The sequence below is a fragment of the Pseudoalteromonas sp. DL2-H2.2 genome (assembly GCF_021532535.1).
Classification (GTDB): Bacteria; Pseudomonadota; Gammaproteobacteria; order Enterobacterales; family Alteromonadaceae; genus Pseudoalteromonas; species Pseudoalteromonas rubra_A.
The window spans coordinates 444403-468878 of record NZ_JAKGBD010000002.1 but is presented as its reverse complement, the minus strand read 5'-3'; the positions used below and the strand labels follow the sequence as shown (position 1 = coordinate 468878).

The 24476-nt window shown below is 48.7% G+C and carries 21 protein-coding genes; 10 read left to right on the top strand and 11 right to left on the bottom strand.

Translation table 11 applies throughout. The features are described 5' to 3' along the window. Positions 1–138: 138 nt before the first annotated feature. The 8 genes from fis to rsmD form a co-directional block, all read right to left on the bottom strand. Positions 139–429 (bottom strand): DNA-binding transcriptional regulator Fis, encoded by a 291-nt coding sequence (gene fis / locus L1285_RS04770; RefSeq protein ID WP_010374122.1) that lies wholly within the window; start codon positions 427–429, stop codon positions 139–141. A 15-nt stretch (positions 430–444) separates the two neighbouring features. Beyond that, the gene (gene dusB, locus L1285_RS04765; protein WP_125716716.1) at positions 445–1416 is read right to left on the bottom strand and encodes a tRNA dihydrouridine synthase DusB; all 972 of its coding nucleotides are present in this window, start codon (positions 1414–1416) and stop codon (positions 445–447) included. Between the two features lie 242 nt (positions 1417–1658). Then, complete coding sequence (gene prmA / locus L1285_RS04760; RefSeq protein WP_235411174.1) at positions 1659–2531, bottom strand: 50S ribosomal protein L11 methyltransferase; 873 nt, start codon at positions 2529–2531, stop codon at positions 1659–1661. A gap of 90 nt (positions 2532–2621) precedes the next feature. Further along, on the bottom strand, positions 2622–4466 hold the full coding sequence (gene rpoD, locus L1285_RS04755; protein ID WP_046004289.1) for an RNA polymerase sigma factor RpoD: 1845 nt from the start codon (positions 4464–4466) through the stop codon (positions 2622–2624). 103 nt (positions 4467–4569) lie between these two features. Next, positions 4570–6327: a DNA primase gene (gene dnaG / locus L1285_RS04750; protein ID WP_235411173.1), complete on the bottom strand. Its 1758-nt coding sequence runs from the start codon at positions 6325–6327 to the stop codon at positions 4570–4572. A gap of 73 nt (positions 6328–6400) precedes the next feature. Continuing rightward, complete coding sequence (locus L1285_RS04745) at positions 6401–6847, bottom strand: GatB/YqeY domain-containing protein (RefSeq protein WP_046004287.1); 447 nt, start codon at positions 6845–6847, stop codon at positions 6401–6403. Positions 6848–6865: 18 nt separating this feature from the next. Continuing rightward, positions 6866–7081 carry a 30S ribosomal protein S21 gene (gene rpsU, locus L1285_RS04740; protein WP_010362466.1) on the bottom strand — a complete coding sequence of 72 codons (216 nt, stop codon included), beginning with the start codon at positions 7079–7081 and terminating at the stop codon, positions 6866–6868. Positions 7082–7311: 230 nt separating this feature from the next. Continuing rightward, on the bottom strand, positions 7312–7890 hold the full coding sequence (gene rsmD / locus L1285_RS04735) for a 16S rRNA (guanine(966)-N(2))-methyltransferase RsmD (protein WP_235411172.1): 579 nt from the start codon (positions 7888–7890) through the stop codon (positions 7312–7314). A 285-nt stretch (positions 7891–8175) separates the two neighbouring features. On the opposite strand from rsmD, the gene ftsY reads away from it, so the two are divergent. The 7 genes from ftsY (at position 8176) to L1285_RS04700 (ending at position 15145) form a co-directional block, all read left to right on the top strand. Then, on the top strand, positions 8176–9594 hold the full coding sequence (gene ftsY / locus L1285_RS04730; RefSeq protein ID WP_235411171.1) for a signal recognition particle-docking protein FtsY: 1419 nt from the start codon (positions 8176–8178) through the stop codon (positions 9592–9594). Between the two features lie 100 nt (positions 9595–9694). After that, positions 9695–10387 carry a cell division ATP-binding protein FtsE gene (gene ftsE, locus L1285_RS04725; RefSeq protein ID WP_046005060.1) on the top strand — a complete coding sequence of 231 codons (693 nt, stop codon included), beginning with the start codon at positions 9695–9697 and terminating at the stop codon, positions 10385–10387. Beyond that, complete coding sequence (gene ftsX, locus L1285_RS04720; RefSeq protein WP_235411170.1) at positions 10384–11370, top strand: permease-like cell division protein FtsX; 987 nt, start codon at positions 10384–10386, stop codon at positions 11368–11370. Before ftsE ends, ftsX begins: the two co-directional genes overlap by 4 nt. A gap of 307 nt (positions 11371–11677) precedes the next feature. Beyond that, entirely contained in the window at positions 11678–12541 is an 864-nt protein-coding gene (rpoH, locus tag L1285_RS04715; protein WP_046005058.1) for an RNA polymerase sigma factor RpoH, read from the top strand. A gap of 135 nt (positions 12542–12676) precedes the next feature. Next, positions 12677–13414, top strand: a complete 738-nt coding sequence (locus L1285_RS04710; protein WP_235411169.1) for a 1-acylglycerol-3-phosphate O-acyltransferase — start codon at positions 12677–12679, stop codon at positions 13412–13414. Continuing rightward, positions 13389–13724, top strand: coding sequence for a ribonuclease E inhibitor RraB (gene rraB, locus L1285_RS04705; protein WP_010383227.1), 336 nt, complete (start codon positions 13389–13391; stop codon positions 13722–13724). The genes L1285_RS04710 and rraB overlap by 26 nt, the downstream gene beginning before the upstream one ends. Before the next feature lie 167 nt (positions 13725–13891). Continuing rightward, on the top strand, positions 13892–15145 hold the full coding sequence (locus L1285_RS04700) for an HD-GYP domain-containing protein (RefSeq protein ID WP_235411168.1): 1254 nt from the start codon (positions 13892–13894) through the stop codon (positions 15143–15145). On the opposite strand, the gene L1285_RS04695 is transcribed toward L1285_RS04700, so the two are convergent. Continuing rightward, positions 15105–15416: a hypothetical protein gene (locus tag L1285_RS04695; protein ID WP_235411167.1), complete on the bottom strand. Its 312-nt coding sequence runs from the start codon at positions 15414–15416 to the stop codon at positions 15105–15107. The two genes, L1285_RS04700 and L1285_RS04695, sit on opposite strands and share 41 nt — an antisense overlap. A gap of 294 nt (positions 15417–15710) precedes the next feature. Here L1285_RS04695 and L1285_RS04690 point away from each other — a divergent pair, with 294 nt between their 5' ends. Then, positions 15711–16967 (top strand): outer membrane protein transport protein, encoded by a 1257-nt coding sequence (locus L1285_RS04690; protein WP_235411166.1) that lies wholly within the window; start codon positions 15711–15713, stop codon positions 16965–16967. Positions 16968–17015: 48 nt separating this feature from the next. Here L1285_RS04690 and mutS read toward each other — a convergent pair whose 3' ends face one another. Beyond that, positions 17016–19604, bottom strand: a complete 2589-nt coding sequence (gene mutS / locus L1285_RS04685) for a DNA mismatch repair protein MutS (RefSeq protein WP_235411165.1) — start codon at positions 19602–19604, stop codon at positions 17016–17018. A 24-nt stretch (positions 19605–19628) separates the two neighbouring features. Between mutS and L1285_RS04680 the strand changes: the two genes are divergently transcribed. Together L1285_RS04680 and recA are read left to right on the top strand one after the other, a co-directional pair. Beyond that, complete coding sequence (locus tag L1285_RS04680; RefSeq protein WP_235411164.1) at positions 19629–20120, top strand: CinA family protein; 492 nt, start codon at positions 19629–19631, stop codon at positions 20118–20120. A 65-nt stretch (positions 20121–20185) separates the two neighbouring features. Further along, positions 20186–21238, top strand: a complete 1053-nt coding sequence (gene recA, locus L1285_RS04675; protein WP_046005052.1) for a recombinase RecA — start codon at positions 20186–20188, stop codon at positions 21236–21238. A gap of 1095 nt (positions 21239–22333) precedes the next feature. On the opposite strand, the gene L1285_RS04670 is transcribed toward recA, so the two are convergent. Beyond that, positions 22334–24271, bottom strand: coding sequence for a hypothetical protein (locus L1285_RS04670; RefSeq protein ID WP_235411163.1), 1938 nt, complete (start codon positions 24269–24271; stop codon positions 22334–22336). Positions 24272–24476: the final 205 nt, after the last annotated feature.

The window sequence follows — 24476 nt, the reverse complement described above, 5'->3', positions numbered from 1 at the left end:
TTGAGAAAAACAAAGGTTGCTTTTCGCTGTCCTTGTTTAATGGCGGGTAAGTGTTTTGTTTGCGGCAACAATCTGCGAGCAAGTAGGAAAACAAAAAAAGCACCCTAAGGTGCTTTTTTCAATGTAGACAGGAAGCGATTAGTTCATGCCGTACTTTTTCAGTTTCTTACGCAGTGTACCACGGTTGATACCCAGTAAGATGGCAGCACGAGTTTGGTTACCACGTGTGTAAGTCATTACTTCTTCAAGTAGTGGTGCTTCAAGCTCAGAAAGAACCAACTCATAAACGTCTTGTACGTCCTGACCGTTAAGCTGTTTTAGGTAGTGGTGTACAGCTTTTTTCACTGCATCGCGAAGTGGTTGCGGTTTCTCTTGTGACTGAACATGAGCGTTAGTGATAAATGGAGAAGTCACATTTTGTTCGAACATCTTTATGTCTCTTTCTTAGTTAGCTGCTAGTGTTTCAAAATAGTGTTCTAATGTCTCGACCTGCGCATTGGCATCGTCCAGAGCATTGAATACTCGCCTAAATTGACCATCTTGGTCATGGGCCTGCAAATACCAGGACACATGTTTGCGTGCGATGCGTACACCCATTGGCATACCGTAGAATTGATGGAGATTCACCAGGTGTTCCATCAAAATGCTGCGTACCTCGGATAACTCCGGGGCTGCAAGCGTTTCTCCAGTACGCAAGTAATGGTCTATCTCCCGGAAAATCCAGGGACGACCTTGGGCAGCTCGACCAATCATGATGGCATCTGCGCCCGTATAATCCAGTACCTGTTTGGCCTTTTGTGGAGAGTCGATGTCTCCGTTTGCCACTACAGGAATGCCAACCGCTGCTTTGATCGCTTTGATCGTGGCATATTCGGCGTTGCCTTTATACATACATGCACGGGTGCGCCCATGTACGGCCAAAGAAGCAATGCCATTACGCTCGGCAATGCGAGCAATCTCAATGCCATTGCGATTTTCCGGATCCCATCCTGTGCGGATTTTCAAAGTGACCGGGACATCGACTGCGTTGACCACAGCCTGAACTATCTCTTCCACCAGTTCCGGGTATTGCAATAGCGCTGAGCCTGCCAGCTTTTTATTCACTTTCTTCGCGGGGCAGCCCATATTAATATCTATGATCTGCGCGCCATTACTGACATTGAACTGCGCCGCCTGCGCCATCAACTCAGGATCTGCTCCGGCTATTTGCACGGAACGAATACCCGACTCACCGCTGTGATCCATGCGGTTCATTGATTTATCGGTTTTCCATACCTTTGGATTTGAAGACAACATTTCTGACACCGCCAGTCCGGCCCCTAAGCGCCGACACAATTGTCTGAAAGGTCTGTCGGTGATCCCCGCCATTGGCGCGACCATTAAGTTGTTTTCAAGTTGGTAAGGACCAATACGCACTGCTGTTCAATCCGCCTCTTTTCAAGGGGCGCTAAGTTTACGGTTTTTTTTGCAAAAATCAAAGGCTATAAATTGAACATAAGTGCTTTTTTTTTGAGCTTGACGGGTTGACTTTTTATAACAAACTGACTGAAGGTCATAATTGTTTTAAATTTAACCGTTTGTCATTTCAAAGCGAGCAAGAAGGGACTGTAAAAAATGCGTAAAGCCTGTTAATTAAGGGCTTTACGCGTGATAAGGCACTAACCTTTTTTGCCGCTCACTCGGGTCCATTCACCCTCCTGAGCAATGGCCTCAAGTGTCAGGAAAGGGGCGTAGACATCGGCTACCGACTGCGCCTGTTCTTCGAGTATGCCCGACATGGCGATTTCGCCGCCTGGTTTAAGGAAACCGAGGATCACCTCATGCAACTCTCTGAGTGGCTGTGCCAGGATATTGGCTACGACGATGTCAGCAGAAAACTCCGGCTGATTCTCAGGTAGGTACACTTCTAATTGGTCGGCTACGCCATTGCGGGCGGCATTATCGCGACTGGCAACCAGTGCTTGTGGATCGATGTCGATACCGATCACCCGCTCTGCGCCCAGTTTTATCGCCGCGATCCCCAGGATCCCGGAGCCGCAGCCAAAGTCGACCACGGTTTTACGGCTCAAATCTTGTTGTTCCAGCCATTTCAGGCACAGTGCTGTGGTGGCATGGGTGCCCGTGCCGAAAGCCAGTCCCGGATCGAGTAATACATTGACGGCATCCGGATCGGGTACGTCACGCCAGCTGGGGCAGATCCACAAACGCTCACCAAATTTGATTGGGTGGAAGTTATCCATCCACTCGCGTTCCCAGTCTTTGTCTTCGAGCTGCTCCAGCTTGTATTTAAGTGGGGCATCACTGGTGGTCTTCAGATAGTCGACAACCGCCTGCATATCGTGGTTGGCCTCAAACAAGCCAATCACTATGGTTTGTGGCCAAAGCAGCACTTCACCGGGCTTAGGCTCATAGATGGGGTTGTTTTGTCCGTCGATATATGTGACAGACGGGCAGCCGATCTCCATCAGCAGATCGCTGTAATGGTCGGCGCTGTTTTTGTCGGCATCAATGCGGATCTGGATCCAAGCCATAGTTGTTACCTATTTATAAATCGGGTCTATCGATCCCAGAGTAAACTAAAAAGGCCGCAAATGCGGCCTTTGATGATTTTGAATGGGCGCTTAGCCTTTCACATCCAGGAAGCTCTTCAGTAAGTCAGAGCGTGATGGATGGCGAAGCTTACGCAAAGCCTTTGCTTCAATCTGACGAATACGCTCACGGGTTACGTCAAACTGTTTACCCACTTCTTCCAGCGTATGGTCGGTATTCATGTCAATACCAAAACGCATGCGTAGTACTTTGGCTTCACGAGCCGTCAGGCCGGCAAGTACCTCGTTGGTCGCGCCGCGCAGGCTTTCCATTGTCGCTGAATCCACCGGCGATTCAATCGTGGTGTCTTCGATGAAATCACCCAGATGCGAATCTTCATCATCACCGATTGGCGTCTCCATGGAGATTGGCTCTTTGGCAATTTTCAGCACTTTACGGATCTTGTCTTCTGGCATCATCATGCGCTCAGCCAGCTCTTCCGGGCTTGGCTCACGACCCATTTCCTGTAGCATCTGACGAGAGATACGATTTAACTTATTGATCGTTTCAATCATGTGCACCGGAATACGGATAGTGCGTGCCTGGTCAGCGATAGAGCGGGTGATAGCCTGACGGATCCACCAGGTTGCATAAGTCGAGAACTTATAACCACGGCGGTATTCGAATTTATCAACGGCTTTCATCAGACCAATGTTACCTTCCTGGATCAGATCCAAAAATTGCAGGCCACGGTTGGTGTACTTTTTCGCAATTGAAATAACCAGACGTAAGTTGGCTTCAACCATTTCTTTCTTCGCACGGCGGGCCTTGGCTTCACCAATGCTCATACGACGGTTGATGTCTTTAATACGCTCAATGCTCAGGCCTGTGCTTTCTTCGATGGCGCTCAGCTTGTTCACACAACGTTCGATTTCTGGTTTTACTTCAGCTAATTTTGCAGAATGCTTATCACCTGCTGCAATTTCAGCGTCGACCCAGGCCATATCCGTTTCGTTGTTTGCAAAGTGCTTGATGAAGGTTTTCTTCGGTAGCTTTGCAATCTGTACCGCTTGTTTCATGATGATACGTTCCTGAACACGAACGCGGTCCATCATGTCGCGCATGTTGTTAACCATGCGGTCAAACTGTTTTGGCACAAGTTTAAATTTACGGAACAGCTCGCCGATTTCGGCAATCGCTGCTTGTGAATCCGGGTGTGCACGGCCTTTTACTTCAAAACACTTACGTGCATTGATGTAAAGGGTTCTTAATTCTTCGAAGTGCTCGCGCGCAATTTCAGGATCCGGACCCGTATCTGCGTCGTCCGAATCGTCGTCGTCTTCGTCGCCATCATCGTCTTCATCGTCGAGGTCTTCTTCACTGAGCTCAGAACCAATGTGAGTCGCTGAAATAGGGGCTTCATCGTCTTCTAACGAGTCGAAGAAACCAGAGACGATGTCGCTCAGGCGCATCTCTTCGGCTTCGTATTTGTCCCACTGTTCAAGCAAGTAGGTAATGGCTTCAGGGTACTCGGCAACCGAGATCTGTACCTGATTAATGCCTTCTTCGATGCGTTTGGCGATCTGAATTTCACCTTCGCGCGTCAGCAGCTCAACCGTACCCATTTCACGCATATACATACGCACTGGGTCTGTGGTTCTGCCGATCTCTTTTTCTACCGTTGCCAATGCGGCAGCCGCGGCTTCGGCTGCATCCTCGTCGGTCGTGGTTTCCTGCATCATCAGTTCATCGGCATCCGGTGCAGATTCTGCTACCTGGATACCCATATCATTGATCATGCTAATGATATCTTCTACTTGATCCGAATCTATGATGTCTTGTGGAAGGTGATCGTTAACTTCTGCAAAAGTTAAGTAACCTTGCTCTTTACCTTTCTGAATCAGAAGTTTGAGTTGTGACTGAGGAGTTTGATCCATAGAGATTATTGCTTCCACTCTGATAAAGTTGTTACAACGGGCGTCAGCTAAAAACCACACTATTTTGGTTGACGCAGTGAATAGAACATTATAACAGCAAAAATTATTTTTGACCAGTTCTTCGCGCACCTAACGCTTGAGTCAGGAGTGCGCATTCAAGCCGTTCATCGCTGTTTAGACCTTCGGTTTTGTCTTTTATTAATAAGGTCTCAAGGCGTAAATTTAAACACTGATCTTCAATAAACTGAAAAGTATTTTTAAATTCATCGATGAGCTTTTCTTCATCTATATTATGCTGCCAGGTTGCCAGCTTGTTCAGGGCCGAATATTCAGGCGTATCCCTGAATGCTTCAAGGATGTGTGCCGTGGTGTAATCGGGTCGTGATAAACAGGTGGCCTGTAATGTCAGGAACAGGCGCATACCCGGTAAGGGCAGCTCTGCCAGCTCCGGCAGATGCTCAACCACTGATGCCAGACTCGGGTGCTGCAACAGCAGCCCAATGGCCCGACGCATGGGCGTGACTTTAAACTTACGCTCAATGGTATGCTGCTTTCGCGGCGTTGCCAGTTTGGCACTCAGTTGCTCTCGGGTGCGGCCGATCAGGCGTGCCAGCGTGCTCAGCAACGACTCCTGATAATATTCGCTGGGCACTTTTTCGATCAGCGGCAGTGCCTCACTGAGCAGTTTGGCTTTGCCGGCATCCGTGGTTAAGTCGCATTGTTCCGACAGTCGGGCAAACAGCACTTTGCTATAGTCTTCGGCGTCTTTCAGTCGCTGCTCAAAGGCGTCTTTACCTTCTTGTTGTACTAAGGAATCCGGATCTTCACCATCGGGCAGAAACACAAAGCGCAGTGATTTGCCGTCTTTCAGATTGGGCAGGGCGTGCTCCAATGCGCGCCAGGCGGCATCTTTACCGGCCCGGTCGCCATCATAACAGCAAATAACCTGATCGGTGTTGCGGAACAAGGTCTGCATATGCTCTGCCGTGGTGGCTGTGCCCAGTGCGGCAACCGCATAATCGATGCCATACTCACTGAGGGCTACAACATCCATATAGCCTTCGACTATCAGCACTTGCGCCAGCTGGCGGTGGGCCTGTTTGGCTTCATAAAAGCCATATAGCTCAAAGCTCTTATGGAAAATTCTAGTTTCCGGCGAGTTGAGATATTTAGGGCCCTGATCTTGCCCCATGACTCTACCACCGAAGGCGATCACCCGGCCGCGTTTATCGCGAATTGGGAACATCAGTCGGTCGCGGAAAAAGTCGAACTGACGGCCCGGTGATTTTTCTGTTGCCAGTTTCAATTCAACCAACTGCTGGCGTTGCGCCGGGTTGCGCGCCAGCGTGCGGATCAGCTGATCCCACTCGGGCGGCGCAAAGCCCATTTGAAACTTATCTATGGTTTGCTGGGATAAACCACGCCCAGCAATATAGGCTTTAACCTCTGCGGATTTCTGATGCTGATTAAGTTGCTGCTGATAAAAGCGCGCGGTTTGCTGCATCAGATCGTAGTCGGATTTTTTTTCTTCAAAGCTACGCTGTGGCCCGCCCAGACCTTGTTCTCTGGGGACCTCCAGGCTGAATTGACCGGCCAGTTCTTCGATGGCGTCGACAAATTCCAGCTTGTCGTATTCCATTAAAAATGAAATCGCGTTGCCGTTAGCACCACAGCCAAAACAGTGATAAAACTGCTTGTCACGAGAGACGGTGAAAGAGGGGGATTTCTCGTTATGAAAAGGGCAGCAGGCCTGATAATCTTTGCCGGCTTTTTTCAGACCGATACGGTTATCGATTAATTCAACGATGTCGGTTCTGGCCAACAAGTCGTCGATAAATTGTCTTGGAATTTTTCCTGCCATTTTTACCCTATCGCTTAGACGAAGAAACCGAGCGCTAGGCTCGGTTTACTCATAATCATACTTGATGCGGGGCTTATGCGCTAAGTTTCTGTTTGATTAAACCTGAAACTTTGCCCATATCAGCGCGACCTTCAGCTTTTGCTTTAATCACGCCCATTACTTTGCCCATGTCCTGCATGCCAGCGGCGCCGGTATCGGCAATTGCAGAATCGATCAATGTTGCTATCTCTTCTTCACTCAAAGGTTGAGGTAAGAAGGACTCCAGCACAGTGATCTCACCAGCTTCTACGTCGGCTAAGTCTTCGCGGCCAGCGTCTTTATACTGAGTATAAGAATCGCGGCGTTGCTTTACCAGCTTCACTAAAACGGAGGTAATACCTGCGTCGTCCAGTGTCGTTTGGTTGTCGATTTCTCGTTGCTTAACTTCAGCAAGGGCAGCACGAATAGCGGTAAGACGAGGTTTGTCTTTGGCTTTCATTGCTGCTTTTTGCGCGTCTTTTAACGTAGCTAACAGGCTCATATGCAAGACTCGCAGCGATTAGTATAATTTAACGCGACGTGCGTTTTCGCGAGAAAGCTTTTTCATGTGACGCTTAACAGCAGCCGCTTTCTTACGCTTACGCTCAGCTGTTGGCTTTTCATAGTGCTCGCGACGACGAACTTCTGAAAGGATACCTGCTTTTTCACATGAACGCTTGAAACGACGAAGTGCTACGTCAAACGGTTCGTTCTCTCTTACTTTAATTACTGGCATTAAAAATTCACCTACCTAATTAGTGAGCTTTGCTCTAACCGACCAAAAAACGGTCAATTGGTTCAAAAATGGTGCGGTATTGTAAGCCGAAGCATCACCGCATGTAAAGACCAAATTATAGTTAAAATTACCGCAACTGTCATGCTCGAGACCAGATGCGCGACCGGGCGAGAGCATTTATACTAAACTGCCCATTATTTCAGCTATTTAGCCTTGCTGTACGGTGACCATTAAGCGCGTTGATAGAGTCGGCAGCACACTTGCCCGGCGAGTTTTTCTTTTAATAGGGTCCAGTTTGCAGGGAATTCTGGGGTATTTTCGCGTTCAAACTCGACATAAATCAGGGCGTCTTCGCTGAGCCATTGATTGGCCTCAAGTAACGTACAGCTGGTTTGCACCATATCGCGCCGAAATGGCGGGTCAACAAACACTAAGTCGAATTGCTGGGGAGCCTGAACAGCCAGTTTAGCTAAGGTATCGCCTTGCTCGACCTGGGCATTGTCTAATTTAAGCGTTGCGATATTGTCTTGCAGCTGCTGCGTTACCTGTTTGTCAAATTCAAAAAACACACCACTGTGGGCAAACCGTGACAAGGCCTCAAAGCCAAGGCTGCCGGAACCGGCAAAGCAGTCCAGTACCTTGGCATCTCTGACATCCTGCATCAGCCAGTTGAACACGGTTTCCTTTACTCTGTCGGTGGTTGGTCTCAGCCCTTCAACATCTTTAACGGGCAACTTACGCCCGCGAAATCGACCACTGATCAATCGGATATGCCCGGATACCGGCTTTTTTGACTGCTGCTTTCTCATTTTTTACCCACTACACGCAAATGACAGCGTCCAGTATACCGCATTCAGGGTGAGGTGGAGCAAGGTTTATTGCTGCGCCTCAGTGCGATCCGCGCAGATATCATTAAGCTGTGATTTTTCATCCTATTGGAACATGGTACACTGTCGGGCAATAATGACAGAGCTTGTTATCAGCCATGCACATGGCCTGTCAGGTCTTCCACCACAGCGCCTGTGCGCATGGATCATCTGCGCCAATAAGTTCTCACTAATTTGATTGCACACTAAAACGGTATTTAGCGAGTTATGGGTAAAAAGAGCAAAATTCTATCCTGGTTAGGGTTCGGAAAGTCAGATAAAAAACAGCAAGAAGCTGAACGAGAAGCCGCTCGCTTAGCCGAGGAACAGGCGAAGCGCATCGATGCCGAGCGTTTAGCAAAAGAGCAGGCAGAGCGTGAAGAAGCCGAGCGTTTAGCAAAAGAGCAGGCCGAGCGTGAAGAAGCAGCGCGTTTGGCCAAAGAGCAGGCAGAGCGTGAAGAAGCCGAGCGTTTGGCTAAAGAGCAGGCAGAGCGTGAAGAAGCCGAGCGTTTAGCTAAAGAGCAAGCAGAGCGTGAAGAAGCCGAACGGTTAGCGAAAGAACAGGCAGAGCGTGAAGAAGCCGAGCGTTTAGCCAAAGAACAGGCAGAGCGCATCGATGCCGAGCGTTTAGCTAAAGAACAGGCAGAGCGTGAAGAAGCTGAACGGTTAGCCAAAGAGCAGGCCGAGCGTGAGGCTCATGAACAGGAGAAGCCTAAAAAGAAAGGCTTCTTTGCGCGTCTTAAGCAGGGCTTGTTAAAAACCAAGACCAATATCGGCTCCGGCTTTGCCAATATTTTCCGTGGCAAGAAGATCGACGATGAGCTATTTGAAGATCTTGAAACCCAGCTCCTGACAGCGGACATAGGTGTTGATACCACCATGAAGCTGATCGACAGCCTGACCGATGCAGCAGATCGTAAACAGCTGAAAGACGGTGATGCCCTGTACGACCTGATGAAGCAGGAAATGGCAGATATTCTGAAAGAAGCTGAAAAACCGCTGGAGATCCCGGCTACTAAAAAGCCGTTTGTGATATTGATGGTAGGGGTTAACGGTGTCGGTAAAACCACCACAATCGGTAAGATGGCTAAGCAGTTCCAGGCCCAGGGTAAGTCTGTGATGCTGGCCGCGGGTGATACCTTCCGTGCGGCGGCCGTTGAGCAGCTGCAAGTGTGGGGCGAGCGTAACGATATTTCTGTCATTGCTCAGCATACCGGCGCGGACAGTGCCTCGGTGGTGTTTGATGCCTTCCAGGCTGCGCAGGCCCGTGATGTGGACGTGCTGATTGCAGATACGGCAGGCCGACTGCAAAATAAAGATAACCTGATGCAGGAGCTGGAAAAAATAGCCCGGGTGATGAAAAAGCTCGATCCGGATGCACCACACGAAGTGATGCTTACCATAGATGCAGGGACAGGTCAGAATGCCATCAGTCAGGTGAAGCTGTTTGATCAGGCCGTGGGCCTGACCGGTATTGCGCTGACTAAGCTGGATGGCACCGCAAAGGGTGGGGTGATCTTCGCCGTTGCCGATCAGTTCAAGGTGCCGATCCGCTACATTGGTGTGGGCGAAAGCATCGATGATCTGCGCACCTTTAAGAGTGATGACTTTATTGAGGCATTATTTAGCCAGGAAAATCAGGACTGATAATCAGGACTGATAATCAGGGCTGATAACCAGATGTTTTTCCTGCATCGTGCGTCGGAAGCAGGAAAATCGGAAGTAGATAACAATAGCAGGGCAGGCAATGATCAAGTTTGAGCAAGTCAGTAAAACCTATCCCGGTGGTCACCGGGCGCTGGAAAAGGTCAGCTTTGAGCTTACTAAAGGTGAGCTGGCGTTTCTGACCGGCCACAGTGGTGCGGGTAAAAGTACCCTGCTTAAGTTGATCAGCCTGATGGAGCGCCCGTCTGCCGGGCGAGTTGCCATCAATGGGGTCGACCTGAATCAAATCAAAAACAGTCAGGTACCTTACATTCGCCGTGATATTGGCATTATTTTCCAGAATCATCGCCTGCTTGAGCGCTATAACGTGTTCGACAACGTGGCGCTGCCGCTGGTGATTGAGGGCACGCACCATAAACATATGACCAAACGGGTGCATGCCGCGCTGGATAAAGTTGGCCTGTTAGATAAGGTAAAATGTCAGCCGAGCACGTTATCCGGCGGTGAGCAGCAACGTGTTGGCATCGCCCGTGCGATTGTTAATTCGCCGCCTTTATTACTGGCAGATGAGCCAACCGGTAACCTGGACCCGGAATTGTCGATGGAAATTCTCAAACTGTTTGAGGACTTTAACCGCCATGGCACGTCAGTCCTGATTGCCACCCATGATCTGGGGCTGATCGCGCGGATGAAATATCGCAGCCTGACTTTGGATCACGGTCGCTTAATTCAGGATCCCTTGTTGGGATCTTCGCTGCCGGGAGACACGCTATGAGTTTACTGTTTAAAGGTCGCGGCACGCAAAACGACAAGCAAAGCAAGTCCGTGCTTCTAAAGTGTTACTTCTTCATTATTACCATCCTGCGCCAGGGCGTGCACAGCTTAGGCGAAATGTGGCGAACCCCAATGGCATCCATGATGACCATTTTGGTGTTGGGTCTGAGCCTGACGCTGCCAACCACACTGTATGTGGTGGTTAAAAACGTGCAAAAGGTCAGTAGTGGCTTTCAGGAAGCCGCCGAGATCTCTTTGTTTGTAAAAGAGAGTGTCAGCGAGCAGGCAACACAAACCCTGGTTAAGCGGCTGGCGCTTTACCCCGAAATAGACACTGTGAGCTTTGTTGGCAAAGATAAAGCACTGGAAGAGTTCAAAACCATCTCCGGGTTTGGTCAGGCACTGGATTACCTCGAAGAAAACCCCTTGCCCAGTGTCGTACTGGTGACTCCGACGGTACGTCATCGCAGCGCTCAGGCTGCTAAGGCGTTGCTCAGCAAGCTGGAGCAGGAACGAGAGATTGAGTTTGGTAAGCTGGATATTGAGTGGCTGGAGCGTCTTAATGCCCTGCTCAGCCTGCTCAAAGAAAGCGTAATCACCATAGGCTTACTCCTGCTCACTGCCGTGGTGCTGATCATAGGTAACACCATTCGCCTGTCGATAATGGATAAGAAAGAAGAGATCCAGGTACTTAAACTGGTCGGCGCAACGAACACCTTTATTCACACGCCATTTCTGTGGACCGGGATCTGGTATGGGATCATTGGCGGATTAATTGCCTTTATATGCGTTATGCTGATGCTGTGGTGGTTAGAGTCTGCTGTTGCACTGGTGGTTGGCGTATATCAGAGCAACTTTGTGTTGCAGGGCCTGTCGGGTTCTGAGTTGTTGTGTTTATTGCTGCTGGCAGTGGCGCTAGGCTTTGTGGGTTCCTTTTTGTCTGTGCAAAAGTACATAAAGGAAATCGAACCGGATAAAGTGTAGGGCGCCAAGTGGTTTTGTAGTGAGTGTGCTAAGCGATTTTGTTTTAGCACACTCGCTTGCTAAAATTAGCACTCTTTCCTGCCAAATTAGCACTGTCAGATATCTCCTAAGGGCCTATCTGAACACGGGCTTACCATAATTGCTTCTTATCAATTAAATTAATCTTTAAAAATCAATGTCTTGTTTATTAATTAAAGTGTAATAATAAAAAGCTTGATCTTTGCGGTGTAAAAGTAGTAGATTGCATTTAGCACTCTAAGGTAAAGAGTGCTAAAATTGGCAAAACGAATTATCACTGAGGTGAAAAATGAGTAAAGATATTTATGCAATGGCACTGACCGCTGGGCAACAAAGCGCGAGTATAGAAGGCTACCTACAATCGGTGAGCTCTATTCCGATGCTGGACGCTGAGCAGGAAAAAGCGCTGGCAACCCGCCTACATGAGGATGGGGACTTGCACGCAGCCAAGCAGCTCATTATCTCTCACTTACGATTTGTTGCGCATATTGCCAAAAGCTATTCCGGTTATGGCCTGCCTCAGGCAGACCTGATTCAGGAAGGCAACATCGGTCTGATGAAAGCGGTGAAGCGCTTCAATCCGACAGTGGGTGTGCGTCTGGTGTCGTTTGCAGTACACTGGATCAAGGCTGAAATCCACGAATACGTGCTAAAGAACTGGCGTATCGTTAAAGTTGCGACAACCAAAGCGCAACGTAAATTATTCTTTAACCTGCGCAAAAATAAAAAGCGCCTGGGCTGGTTCAACCAGGAAGAGATCACCACAGTTGCTAATGAACTGGGTGTGAGCGAAAAAGAAGTGCGTGAAATGGAGTCGCGCATGAGTGGTCAGGACATGGGCTTTGACCTGACGGGAGATGATGACGACAACGCACCGAGCAGCAGCTTCTCTCCGGTTCAGTATTTGACGGATGCCAGCAGTGATGTGGCTGAGGTGATTGAAGAAGAGCAGTGGCAGGAGCAGTCTCAGAACCGTCTTATTGCAGCAATGAAGACGCTGGATGAGCGCTCTCAGGACATCGTTGCCGCACGCTGGTTATCGGAAGATAAAGCAACCTTGCAAGACCTGGCCGATAAATATCAGGTGTCTGCTGAGCGTGTACGCCAGCTGGAAAAATCTGCAATGAAGAAACTACAGGCAGCAATGAGCTAATTGCTTAAGCCTGCTAAATAAATTTTGAAGTGCCGCTCAATCGAGCGGCATTTTTTATGGCTGTAACAAAATTGAGCTTACAAGTGTACGCCTATTTGATTATAATGCGCCGACTTGATAATAGGAGTCTCTATTTTGTTAGCTGTAGTTCGAATTCTGGCAATGGCGCTGTTTATCATCCTCAGTTGTCTGGCTGGCCTGACGTTGAGTCTGATCCGTCCTTTTCATGCCAATAACGTGCATGTGATTGCCTCCTGGTTTGGCAAAATGTCGCGTGTGATCGGGGTTAAACTTGAGATCTCGATAGATCCGAGTGCGAAAGATCTGGGTCCTGCGATGTACATTGCCAACCACCAAAATAATTATGACCTGTTCACTTTGCCTGCTGTGGTGCCGCACAACACGGTGAGTATGGGCAAGAAAAGCCTGAAATGGGTGCCATTTTTTGGCCAGCTATACTGGTTGTCCGGTAATATCCTGATCGACAGGGCAAATCGTAAAAAAGCGGTCGATACCCTGGATAAGTCGATTGCTAAAATTAAACAACGAGGTATGTCATTGTGGATGTTCCCGGAAGGGACACGCAGTTATGGCAGAGGATTACTGCCTTTTAAAACGGGTGCCTTTCATACCGCTTTAAGTGCGGATGTGCCAGTTGTACCGGTTTGTATGAATAATACGGCGGGGCAGATCAAGCTCAATCGCTGGGATAATGGCACGGTATACATCAACATTCTGGCGCCCATCGCTTTGGATAAAGACATTCCTGCACGTGAGCATGCAAAACAGATCCATGCTAAAATGGCGGAACATATTGCACAGTTAGACGAAAAAGTGAGAGCAGCAAGTGGAAAATTGGCAAGAGATCAGTGAAGACATCGTTGATTCGTTGTTAGAGGACGGGTCTAACCCGGACACTCTGTACGAAGTAGAGCATCATTTTGTCAGCGAAGAGTTCGAGAAGCTGGAACAGGCGGCACTGGCTGCATTTAAACTTGGCTATGATGTTGAAGACCCGGCGGAGCTTGAGCTGGAAGATGGCAGCAAAATTTGGGGCTTTGACGTCGTGGTTGAAGCCGAGCTGGATGCGGCGGTGATTATGGAAGATGTGACCAAGCTGGTTGAAATCGCCACGCACTGTGGCGTTGAGTACGATGGCTGGGGCACCTATTTCCAGGAGTAATTCAGCATCGCAATAATAGGCCAGAGCGCTATTCAGCCCCTGGCCTGACACTTTTATTCATAAAACCCCATTCTTTTTTCTTAAACTGATACCAATTACTAGACAATTAAGTCTGGCCTATGCATATTAATGCAATTTACACTGCCGCCAGGCATCATGCGAGCGCTATGCGAGTCACCCTCCCTATTGAAGAGTTAAAACCCGGCATGTTTGTGGACAGCGTTCATAAACAAAAGTCAGGCGCTGAAGTTAAGATTAAATCCCGGGGTATGGTCCGGGATGAGGCTATCATTGCTCGCCTTGCCGCCAATGGGGTGGTTGAGCTCAATATCGACTTTGCTCAAAGTGATATTCCGGTTCCCGCTAAATACCAGCAATCAGAGGTTAATGCTGAACCTGAAGAGGCTGAGGCCAAAAGTCAGCCGGCACCGCAAAAAACCACCAAAGCGCCAAAAGTACAGCCCGACAAAGAAAAAGCCATCAGCCTGGAAGACGAATTTGCCAATGCGGCCAGGCAGTTTGAACAGCACAACAAGCAGTTGCAAATGCTCTATGGCAACCTGGCATCTGGCATGCAGGTCGACATGACACTGATCAACGACATCAGCCAGGAAATTGTTAGCTCGGTGCTGAGAAATACCAATGCCATGGCGATTTTAACCCGGATCAAAGATAAAGAAGGCTTTAACTGGCGTCATATGATCAACTGCGCCATTTTAGTCACTGTGTTTGCAAAATATCTGGGGCTGGGCAAGAAGGTGATAGAGCAAATGGCCATCGGTGCTATGTTGCATGATGTGGGTCATACCAAAATACCTCAGGGGATCATAGATAAGCGCGGCCCGCTTAATAAGCTGGAAATGAAAACCATGCAGCGCCATGTTGCACAGTCGCTGGGGCTAACCCGTGACGCACCAGGGATCACCTCTTTAATGCTGGATATGATTGTCAGCCACCATGAGCGACTGGATGGAAGTGGCTATCCCCGGCGCCTGCAAGGTATGCAGATCAGTAAAGCGGCGCGGATCATGGCCATTGTGGATGTCTATGAAGGCATGACGGCTGAGCGCCCGCACCGCGATGGAGACGAACCTCTGGTGGCACTGCGTTATTTATTGGCCAACAAAGCCCAGTTCGATCCTGTGCTGGTACAGCATTTTATTAAGTGTATTGGTGTGCATCCGGTTGGCACCATTGTAAAGCTGAGCAATGAGCGGCTGGCGTTAGTACTGGAAGGTAACCGGGGCGCACCGACGGCGCCTAAAGTGCGGGTATTCTATAACACCAAACACATGCACCACATTACCGCCAAAGACATTGATTTAAATGAGCAAGATAAAATCAAGATAGCCTCAACGGTACGGCCTCTTGATTATCAAATTAATTTATCCCGCCTGTTAAAAGATCATCTGCTTGCTTAAGCTTACGCTTTTGCCACTGCGCAGACAACAAGGCACCGGCAAGGCAGCTGGCCATCATCAGGATCCACACCAGAGTCCCTTTTTCAGTATGTAGCGCCAGGCAGCTGCACGCCAATGCCAGTAGAGCACTCAGTATTGCTGCCAGCCAGTAATGGTTGAGTGGATTGTCGCACTGTCCAGCACGCTTACAGGCGCAGTAATTTGCTTTGCACAGGCTAAATACGCTGAGACCACAGAATGTCAGTGCACCGAACATCAAAACTGCCAGCATAGACCAAATCTCCCTTCAAGTGCCCTGTAATATCAAGGCGGTGAATATGGCTAAGAGTATATGTGAAGCGATGCTTTTATTCAATGGTAATGAGAATTAATATCGTTTAGTGGTGTAAATGGCTGGTTAGAGTATTTGCTCTTACTTCGATCTATACTGTAAATAAAGTGCATTAAATGCCTTAATGTTGCGCAATTGAGCTGCTAAAAGTGCTTAAAATGCGGATTTTTACTTTTGTTTTCTGTACTGTGGGGGCAATTTTTTATTCTTGTTGAATAACATTTGAGGTTGAGAATGAATACAGTACTACGCGCATTGGTAGCGACAGGTTTGATGGCGGCGTCTTCGCAGTCACTGGCAGCGGCATTTCAGCTGGCTGAGCAAAATGTTTCAGGGTTAGGCCGTGCCTATGCCGGTGAAGCCAGTGCCGCCGATGATGCGTCGGTTGTTGCACGTAACCCGGCGCTAATGGGCCAGTTTGAGGGTGTGCAGGTGAGCGCGGCGGCTATGTTCGTTGAGCCAGATGTCAGCTTACAAGGTACATCGACCAACAATGGGCTACCTGCAAACCTGCTGGACGATAACAGCATTGCGCCAAGCGCCGTGGTGCCTGCCGTATTCATGACGGCACGTTTGAACGAACAGTGGTCTGTCGGTGCGGGGGTCTACTCTCAATTTGGTTTGGCAACTGAGTTCGATAAAGACTATGTTGCCGGTCAGCTGGCAGGTGAGACCGAGATAGTCACGATCAATACGGGCGTCTCTGTGGCCTACGAAATTGACCCACAATGGACACTGGCACTGGGCCTGAATCATGTTTATGCCGACGCAAAAGTGATCCGTCATCTGGGTGCAAACCCACTGCAGGCCCCGGCCAGCACAGAAGTGGTTAACCTGGAAGGGGACGACAGTGGCTATGGCTGGAACCTGGGTCTGAGCTATCAAATTGATGCTGACAACCGGTTGGGCTTTCATTATCGCAGCGAAACAGATATTACCTTTGACGGTCACTTCAGTAACCAGATCCCGGCATCCCTTGGCGGCACCAACGGCGTAGCGCTGGCAGGTACTCTTGAGCTGACGCTTCCGGCAATAGCAGAAATTTCTGGTAGCCATAAACTGACTGAGCCAATGACGTTGCACTACAGCGTGTTGTGGACAGGCTGGAACAGCTTCCAGGAGCTTGAGGCACAAGTATCCGGTAAGCCTGTATTCAATAAACAGGAGTTGTTTGATAACTCATTGCGATTTGCTGTGGGTGGAGACTATCAGTGGAGCGAGTCTCTGAAGTTACGTGCAGGCCTTGCCTATGACAGCTCTCCGGCTAATGAGTCGCACATGTCTATCTCCATTCCGGACACTGATCGTACCTGGTACTCATTCGGTGCTGAGTATCAACTGAGCGAAGCGGCGAGTGTGGACTTAGGGTTGAGTATTCTGCGCGGTAAAACGCAGACTTTTGTTGAAAAAGATGCGCTGGGCAGCGAGTGGGGCTTTAAGTCAAAAGGCCACGCGACGGTGGTTGGTGTGCAGTATAATCACAGCTTCTAATATCTGCATGAAATAAAAAAAGCGGCTGGTAAGCCGCTTTTTTTATCACTAAAGAAGTGCCTTTAATTGATAGAGCAGATCATGGGCAGCACGAGGTGACAGCTCATCCGGGTCAATCTCCTCGAGCATTTTCTCGACTTCAGAGGGCTCGCTGACCAGCGGCAGGCTCTGTTGCATCTGAGGTGCTGATGAGGTTGATTGGGGACTTTCGACCACACTCTGGTGTTGCTCCAGCAAGGTCAGTTTACGCTTTGCCATGGCCAGTACCGCTTTGGGTACGCCTGCCAGTCCGGCGACCTGCAAACCAAAACTTTTACTGGCGGCGCCTTCCATAACCGTGTGTTTAAACGCAATGGTGTCGTTATGCTCAACGGCATCCAGGTGCACATTGACCAGGCCAGGTTGCTGTTCAGCCAGTTCCGTCAATTCAAAATAATGGGTGGCAAACAGCGTTTTGGCGGCTATCTTACCGGCCAGATAGTCGGCGGTCGCATAAGCCAAAGAGAGACCATCGTAGGTACTGGTCCCCCGGCCAATTTCGTCCATCAAGACCAGAGACTGCGCCGTTGCATTGTTCAGTATGGTGGCGGTCTCGGTCATTTCGACCATAAAGGTGGAGCGTCCGGAAGCCAGGTCATCGCTGGCGCCAATGCGCGTGAAGATACGGTCGACTTTACCTATTTGCGCTGCGCTGGCAGGAACATAACTGCCAATATGCGCCATCAGCACGATCAGCGCTGTCTGGCGCATATACGTCGATTTACCACCCATGTTAGGGCCTGTGATGATCAGCATCTTGCGATCCGCATTGAGGTGAACCGGGTTGGCAATAAAGGGCTCTTTACTGACCTGCTCAACGACCGGGTGACGACCGGCTTCGATGTGGATCTCATCGCCATTGCTGAGTTCCGGCTTACAGTAATCCAGGGTTTGTGCCCGCTCTGCCAGGGTATTGAGCACGTCTAAATCGGCCAGCGCCGCCGCCATGGTTTGTAGCTGCTCGATATAAGGTGCAATCAAAGTAAACAGCTCTTCATACAGCTGCTTTTCAAGCGCCAGTGCTTTGCTCTGACTGCCCAGGACTTTGTCTTCATGCTCTTTGAGCTCAGGAATGATATAGCGCTCGTTGTTTTTCAGTGTCTGACGACGAATATACTCGGGCGGCGCCAGGTGTGAGTTGGCTTTGCTGATCTCAATATAAAAGCCATGTACTTTGTTGTAACCAATTTTCAGTGTGCTGATCCCGGTGCGCTCTCGTTCACGCTCTTCTAGCTGATCCAGCACATCGGTGGCCCCTTCGCTGAGCGCGCGCCATTCATCCAGCTCACAGTTGTAGCCTGGGGCAATTACACCGCCATCGCGGATCAGTACCGGTGGGTTATCTATGATAGCGCGTTCCAGCAAATCCTGAAGCTTTGGCAAAGTCGGAGAATGTGCGCGGATCTGCTGCAACCGGGGATCGCTGCTTTCTCCCACCAGGTGATGCAACGGGGGCAGTGCCTGCAATGCATTACGCAGTCGCGTTAAGTCTCTTGGTCGGGCATTACACAGGGCAAGGCGAGCAACCACACGTTCGATATCGCCAATCTGGCGCAGCGCGTCATAGACCTCGATATTGAGCTGGGATTCAATCAGGCTGGCGATGGCATTAAGCCTGGCATTAAGCTCGTCACGGTTACGCACTGGCGTATGGATACGGCGTTTTAACAGCCGTGAGCCCATTGGGGTCGCCGTTTTGTCCAGTACTTGTGCCAGCGTGTTTTCGATACTGCCAGACAGGTTAACGGTCAGTTCGAGGTTTTTACGCGTGGCGGCATCGAGAATAACTGCGTGTTCGTTTTTCTCCAGCGTAATGGCCCGAATGTGCGGCAGTGCGGTGCGCTGTGTATCTTTCACATATTGCATCACACATCCGGCTGCAATTAGTCCGGCTTTTGCCTCGGCAACACCAAATCCAATCAGGTCTTGTGTGCCAAATTGCTGGCACAAAAGGTGGGTTGCCGTATCCAGATCAAACTCCCAATCCGGACGGCGTCTGGCCCCTTTTACTTGCTCAAGGACTAGCAAATTGCTGAATGATTCGGGGTAGAGCAGCTCCGCCGGTTGCAACCTTTGCAGTGTTGAAGTGAGTGCTTCATCTGTGGCTAACTCGACGATGTTAAAGCGCCCTGAGTTAATATCCAGGTATGCCACGCCATACTGCTGCTTGTCTTGCCACAGCGCAGCCAGCAGGTTGTCCTGACGCTCTTGCAACAGGGCTTCATCGGTCACCGTACCCGGTGTAACGATGCGTACTACTTTACGCTCAACAGGCCCTTTGCTGGTAGCAGGGTCGCCAACCTGCTCACAGATAGCCACAGACTCACCCATCTGCACCAGCCGGGCGAGATAATTCTCAACAGCATGATAAGGGACGCCCGCCATTGGGATCGGTGCGCCACCGGCTTTACCTCGGTGTGTCTGTGAAATGTCCAGTAACTGGGCGGCGCGAATGGCGTCATCAAAGAACAGCTCGTAGAAATCACCCATACGATAAAACAGCAGAATATCCGGGTGTTGCGCTTTGATCCTAAGATACTGCTGCATCATAGGGGTTTGTTGTTTTATAGTATGTTCGGAATAAAGATCTAACGACATTACTTATACCTAAAGGAAATGAGTATGGAGCTTCATACTGAGATAGCCGGACTGGCGGCACAATTGGGGGCTATTCTAACGAATAACGGCCTGACAATCACTACCGCGGAATCATGTACTGGTGGTGGTATTAGCTATGCGCTGACGGACACCCCAGGTTCATCAGCTTATATTGAGCGATGCTTTGTGACTTACAGCAATGAGGCAAAGGTTCAACTGTTGGGCGTTGCGCACAATACCTTAACTGAGTTTGGTGCGGTCAGCCGGCAAACCGTTGATGAGATGGTACAAGGCGCGGCGAAAGCGGCGCAGGCAGATGTGGCGATAGCGGTTTCGGGTATTGCAGGCCCGGGTGGTGGCACACAAGACAAGCCGGTTGGTACTGTATGGTTTGGCTTCTATTTACAGGGAAAAGTACTGTGTGAAGTGTGTCACTTTGCCGGAAATAGAGCCGAGGTTAGAAAGCAAGCTATTGAATTTTCTATTATAAAAATTATTTCTCTGCTAAATGCTTAAATTAAGCTTGATACTGTAATTTCATACAGTATACTTGTCGTCAATACGCTAGATTGGAGAAGCAAATGAACGATAACAAACAAAAAGCGCTCGACGCTGCATTGTCTCAGATTGAAAGACAATTTGGTAAAGGCTCTATCATGAAACTGGGCGACAGCCAGGCATTGGATATTGAAGCCGTTTCAACCGGATCTTTGGGGCTGGATATCGCTTTGGGTATCGGTGGTTTGCCAACTGGTCGTATTGTAGAAATTTATGGTCCTGAGTCATCAGGTAAAACCACTCTGACGCTGCAAGCCATTGCAGAAGCTCAGAAGCAAGGTAAAACATGTGCTTTCGTAGATGCCGAGCACGCACTGGACCCGGTCTATGCAGAAAAGCTGGGCGTTAACGTAAACGATCTGCTTGTGTCTCAGCCTGATACGGGTGAACAAGCCCTTGAGATCTGTGACATGCTGGTACGCTCAGGTGCAGTAGACGTGGTGGTGGTTGACTCAGTGGCCGCATTGACGCCTAAAGCGGAAATTGAAGGCGAAATGGGTGATACCCACGTTGGCTTGCAAGCACGCTTGATGTCTCAGGCTTTGCGTAAACTGACAGCCAATATTAAGCGCTCAAACACCCTGTGTATCTTCATCAACCAAATTCGTATGAAGATTGGTGTGATGTTTGGTAACCCGGAAACCACAACAGGTGGTAACGCACTTAAGTTCTATGCGTCAGTACGTTTAGATATTCGTCGTATCGGCTCTGTGAAAGAGGGCGACGAGGTTATCGGTAACGAAACCCGCGTGAAAGTAGTTAAAAACAAAGTGGCGCCGCCATTTAAGCAAGCTGAATTTATCATCATGTACGGCGAAGGTACGTCGAAACAGGGCGAGCTTATCGACCTGGGTGTGAAGCACAAGCTAGTGGATAAAGCGGGTGCCTGGTTTAGCTACAATGGCAACAAAATTGGCCAGGGCAAAGCAAACTCGATTAAGTTCCTGAAAGAAAACACGGCAATTGCTGACGAGATTGAAGGCAAACTGCGTGAAATGCTACTGCTTCAGGCAACCATTAAGCCAGAAGAAGGTGAAGGCCAAGGTCTGGCGGATGCAGAAGACCTGGAACTATAACGACTACTAGCGTAGCGGAGCACTCAGCAGTTCATATGGGTGCTCCTTTTGCCAGTGTTTAATGTATTAGTCGTTATCAAAGACCTTCGTTGCGACTATGATCTTTATCCTTTTATCCTTTTATCCTTTTGCCCTTTATCTTTCTGAACGCCTATGCAGTTTAATTGACAGGGTATTTAGCTATCATTTCTGACCTGCTATTCGCCATGCTTTCTAATATGGATGAGTATTAGTTAGGAGTCATTCTATACATCTATCAAATCATCACACCAAAGTAACGCTTATCAAAGCTTGCTCTATTCAAGATGGCTTCTTCTCAAGATAGTTTGAATTTTCAAAAACGCTGCATGGCTGCCACCGTTGCGCAGATATTGCTGAGTACATTGTCAAAGTCATACTGCATGAATGACGCGGTATTTGCGTAAGGTTATCGGCATAGCCCTTTGTTTTCTGAGTAACCTCGCATTAATTAACTATGCTAATTCGCAACCCCCAGGTTCTTACGGCAAGATAAACCAGTGCAGGGTCACGGATTTATAGAACTAAAATTGGTATTGTATAAAGCAGTTATGTATTGTCACTCGACACTAATACCACAAAGGACTTAGCCAGTAAGACCGGCTTTGGTCGTCATGGACTGTGTTGCCAGGCACTGCAAAGTTGGTTTGCCAGAGGGCTTGGAGGCTGCAGTGATTATTAGGTGACGGCTTTATCCACCAGAGCTAACTCTCGTAGAGCAAGTGTGGAGCTGGCTCAGACAGCACAAGCTATTAAACAGAACCGATGCAAACTACGATGATATTTGGGTCAGTGCAGCGATGCATTTACCTTATATGCAGATTGGGTGAAATCATAATGGGGTAGGGACTGGGTAAATCTGACGCTAATGGCGTTAAAATTTTCTCATTTAGCACCTTTACCTAAGGTATGAGTTCGCACATTTTTGCTTGGGTTTCGACCCTCTTTTCTCGCCTCACAATAGCACACTTAATTAAGCAAATTGGTATCAAAATGATATGAAGCGGATACCAAGCCAGACACAGGGCCAATAAAAAAGCCGCGTAAACGCGGCTTTAATTCAGTTTACTTTAGTAATTAGCTACCGCCAGTACCTGTTAGGTTCTGAACAGTACACGCAACTGGGATATCAAGTGTTGCAGCTGTTGTGTTAGCTTCAATCGCCTGAGTGAACCAAGTGTTGTTGTTCGGGTTCTTGTAACGAACGGTGTATGCCGCCGAATCGCCATCCTCAAGGCTAACTTCAAACTGACCTGAAGGGTAGAAAGTCTTCACGAAGCGACCACCACGGAACAATTGAGCAATTGTTGGTGTAGTGATTGGCGTTGGCTGTACGTCTGCAGTATTGCTTGCACACACAAACTGAGGTGTTAGTGGCTTAACAATATTAGCAGCAGGCGCTGTAGTCAGCTGCAGGGTACCACCATCTAGGTCACACAGATCAGTGAACTGTACACCTGATGCCGCATTATTATCATTTAGGTTAAGAGCTGTACCATCTGCCAGAGTAGCACCATCCAGAATGTTTACACCGTCTTTCATCATTTTCAGTTTAACTGGGAATGAAGGTGGGTTTCTGAAAGTACCTTTTGCAAGATTAGTGCGGTTGTATGCGCCAATCAATAGACGGTAGCTGTTAGCTTCAACCAGTACATCAGCATATACTTGGCTGTCATCACCGTTTGAATCTTTGATGTCAAAGCTTAAACGACGATTATCACACTTATCAGCACCAATGATGTAAGTGAAGAAATCCAGGTTCCAGTAAGATAAGTGGTTAACAGATACTGCAACGTTGTATGTTGTTGCGTCACCTTCTTGAACTACACCATAGCTTTCGAAAGACCACTTACCAGCATCTTCGTTGTAGCTCCAAACAGGGAAAATATCACCAACTTCAATTGTTTCTGGTGTAACCGATTTAGTACACACACCGTTTTTGAACATGCCGGTGTCGGTATCTTCAGCTGCCGCTTTTACTGCCGCTGCATCAGATGCGTCGCCTGTAAACTTCATTTGACAGGTGTTTGACGTGTTCTTGTCAATCTTCATTGCAACTTTGATGCTACCGCCATCGAAGTTGTCAACTTTGTTGTTGTTTTCGTCAACCAGCTCGATTGCAACAAAACCACCGGTCGCGAATGAACCTTCACGGTTAGTTGTGTCATCTTCAGCGACTGTTAGGCCAAGACCGCCAGGGAAAGCGTCAAGAGAAGAGTCTTGCGCAGCGACACTGTCTTCTTCAGAAGTTGAACGAGTCGCTTCGTTACCGAAGTAAGCAACAGTCAAAGTAGGTACTGATTGAAGCGGTTGATTGTCTTTGTCCAAGAACTTTGTGCCGTTATCCAAAGTAACCGATACACCACCGGCTGCTTTATTAGTGTTCTTAGCTGCATCAAGATCTTTGGTCAAAGTAATGCTGTCCGCGCCTTCAAGTGCCAGGCCACCGTCTGCAGTGTAAGACGTTGTTACGCCATCGCCTGCAAGTGCGGCAAGTGTGCTTGTAGTCGCGATGATAGGTGCTGCACCGTCAGCTTGCTCAAGGGTACGTGCTGTTAAGCGAACCTGATCCGCAACGTCGGTGTCTGTGCTTGACAGTTCAACGGTACCTGAATTCGAAAGGAAGCCGTCAGCTGTGATGACGTAATCAAAGGATAGACCGTCAGCTGGAATTGCATTTACTGTGAATGCAAATGAACCACCTGTTGCTGCTCTATCTTCTGCCGTCAATGCTCCGCCCGCAGTGTTTAAAACGCTTGCGGCGTTGCTTGTGAAGTTGATAGTGGCGTTAACTTCTTCGCTTAGCGGTTGGCCTGCAGAATCTGTTACTACGATTGAAAATGAGCCTGCTTGCTTTTCAACAACGATATCACCAGGTAAAACGGCAATTGTTTTATCTGTCGGTGGCTCTTTGATATCAACGTTATTGTCATTGTCGCTAAAACAGCCTGCTAAACTAACTGTAACACCCAACGCAAGGGCAAGTTTAGTTAGTTTGAATTGTTTGTTTCCCATGATTTTTACCTTTTCCTTTAAATCCAAGTAAACTGAGAGTAGTCACTAATGCTTTGCAGATGTAAGAGAGCCTTGCCCCGCACGCAAATTAGTGTTTAGAGGATAAGCCCACATTAATTTTTCGTCAAGTGAACTGCTCGATCTTTATCCAAAATTTCACATAAAATAATAACCTACTGATGTACTTTTAGGTTATCACATCGAA

What these genes read in the sequence shown, in the direction of transcription:
- L1285_RS04695 (WP_235411167.1), bottom strand. Translation starts at nt 15,416, where the DNA reads ATGCTGGCAGTTTTGATGTTCGGTGCACTGACATTCTGTGGTCTCAGC.
- rsmD (WP_235411172.1), bottom strand. Translation starts at nt 7,890, where the DNA reads ATGAGAAAGCAGCAGTCAAAAAAGCCGGTATCCGGGCATATCCGATTG.
- L1285_RS04680 (WP_235411164.1), top strand. Translation starts at nt 19,629, where the DNA reads ATGGAGCTTCATACTGAGATAGCCGGACTGGCGGCACAATTGGGGGCT.
- ftsY (WP_235411171.1), top strand. Translation starts at nt 8,176, where the DNA reads ATGGGTAAAAAGAGCAAAATTCTATCCTGGTTAGGGTTCGGAAAGTCA.
- L1285_RS04745 (WP_046004287.1), bottom strand. Translation starts at nt 6,847, where the DNA reads ATGAGCCTGTTAGCTACGTTAAAAGACGCGCAAAAAGCAGCAATGAAA.
- recA (WP_046005052.1), top strand. Translation starts at nt 20,186, where the DNA reads ATGAACGATAACAAACAAAAAGCGCTCGACGCTGCATTGTCTCAGATT.
- mutS (WP_235411165.1), bottom strand. Translation starts at nt 19,604, where the DNA reads ATGTCGTTAGATCTTTATTCCGAACATACTATAAAACAACAAACCCCT.
- ftsE (WP_046005060.1), top strand. Translation starts at nt 9,695, where the DNA reads ATGATCAAGTTTGAGCAAGTCAGTAAAACCTATCCCGGTGGTCACCGG.
- dnaG (WP_235411173.1), bottom strand. Translation starts at nt 6,327, where the DNA reads ATGGCAGGAAAAATTCCAAGACAATTTATCGACGACTTGTTGGCCAGA.
- L1285_RS04700 (WP_235411168.1), top strand. Translation starts at nt 13,892, where the DNA reads ATGCGAGTCACCCTCCCTATTGAAGAGTTAAAACCCGGCATGTTTGTG.
- rpsU (WP_010362466.1), bottom strand. Translation starts at nt 7,081, where the DNA reads ATGCCAGTAATTAAAGTAAGAGAGAACGAACCGTTTGACGTAGCACTT.
- ftsX (WP_235411170.1), top strand. Translation starts at nt 10,384, where the DNA reads ATGAGTTTACTGTTTAAAGGTCGCGGCACGCAAAACGACAAGCAAAGC.
- prmA (WP_235411174.1), bottom strand. Translation starts at nt 2,531, where the DNA reads ATGGCTTGGATCCAGATCCGCATTGATGCCGACAAAAACAGCGCCGAC.
- L1285_RS04690 (WP_235411166.1), top strand. Translation starts at nt 15,711, where the DNA reads ATGAATACAGTACTACGCGCATTGGTAGCGACAGGTTTGATGGCGGCG.
- L1285_RS04670 (WP_235411163.1), bottom strand. Translation starts at nt 24,271, where the DNA reads ATGGGAAACAAACAATTCAAACTAACTAAACTTGCCCTTGCGTTGGGT.
- fis (WP_010374122.1), bottom strand. Translation starts at nt 429, where the DNA reads ATGTTCGAACAAAATGTGACTTCTCCATTTATCACTAACGCTCATGTT.
- rpoD (WP_046004289.1), bottom strand. Translation starts at nt 4,466, where the DNA reads ATGGATCAAACTCCTCAGTCACAACTCAAACTTCTGATTCAGAAAGGT.
- rpoH (WP_046005058.1), top strand. Translation starts at nt 11,678, where the DNA reads ATGAGTAAAGATATTTATGCAATGGCACTGACCGCTGGGCAACAAAGC.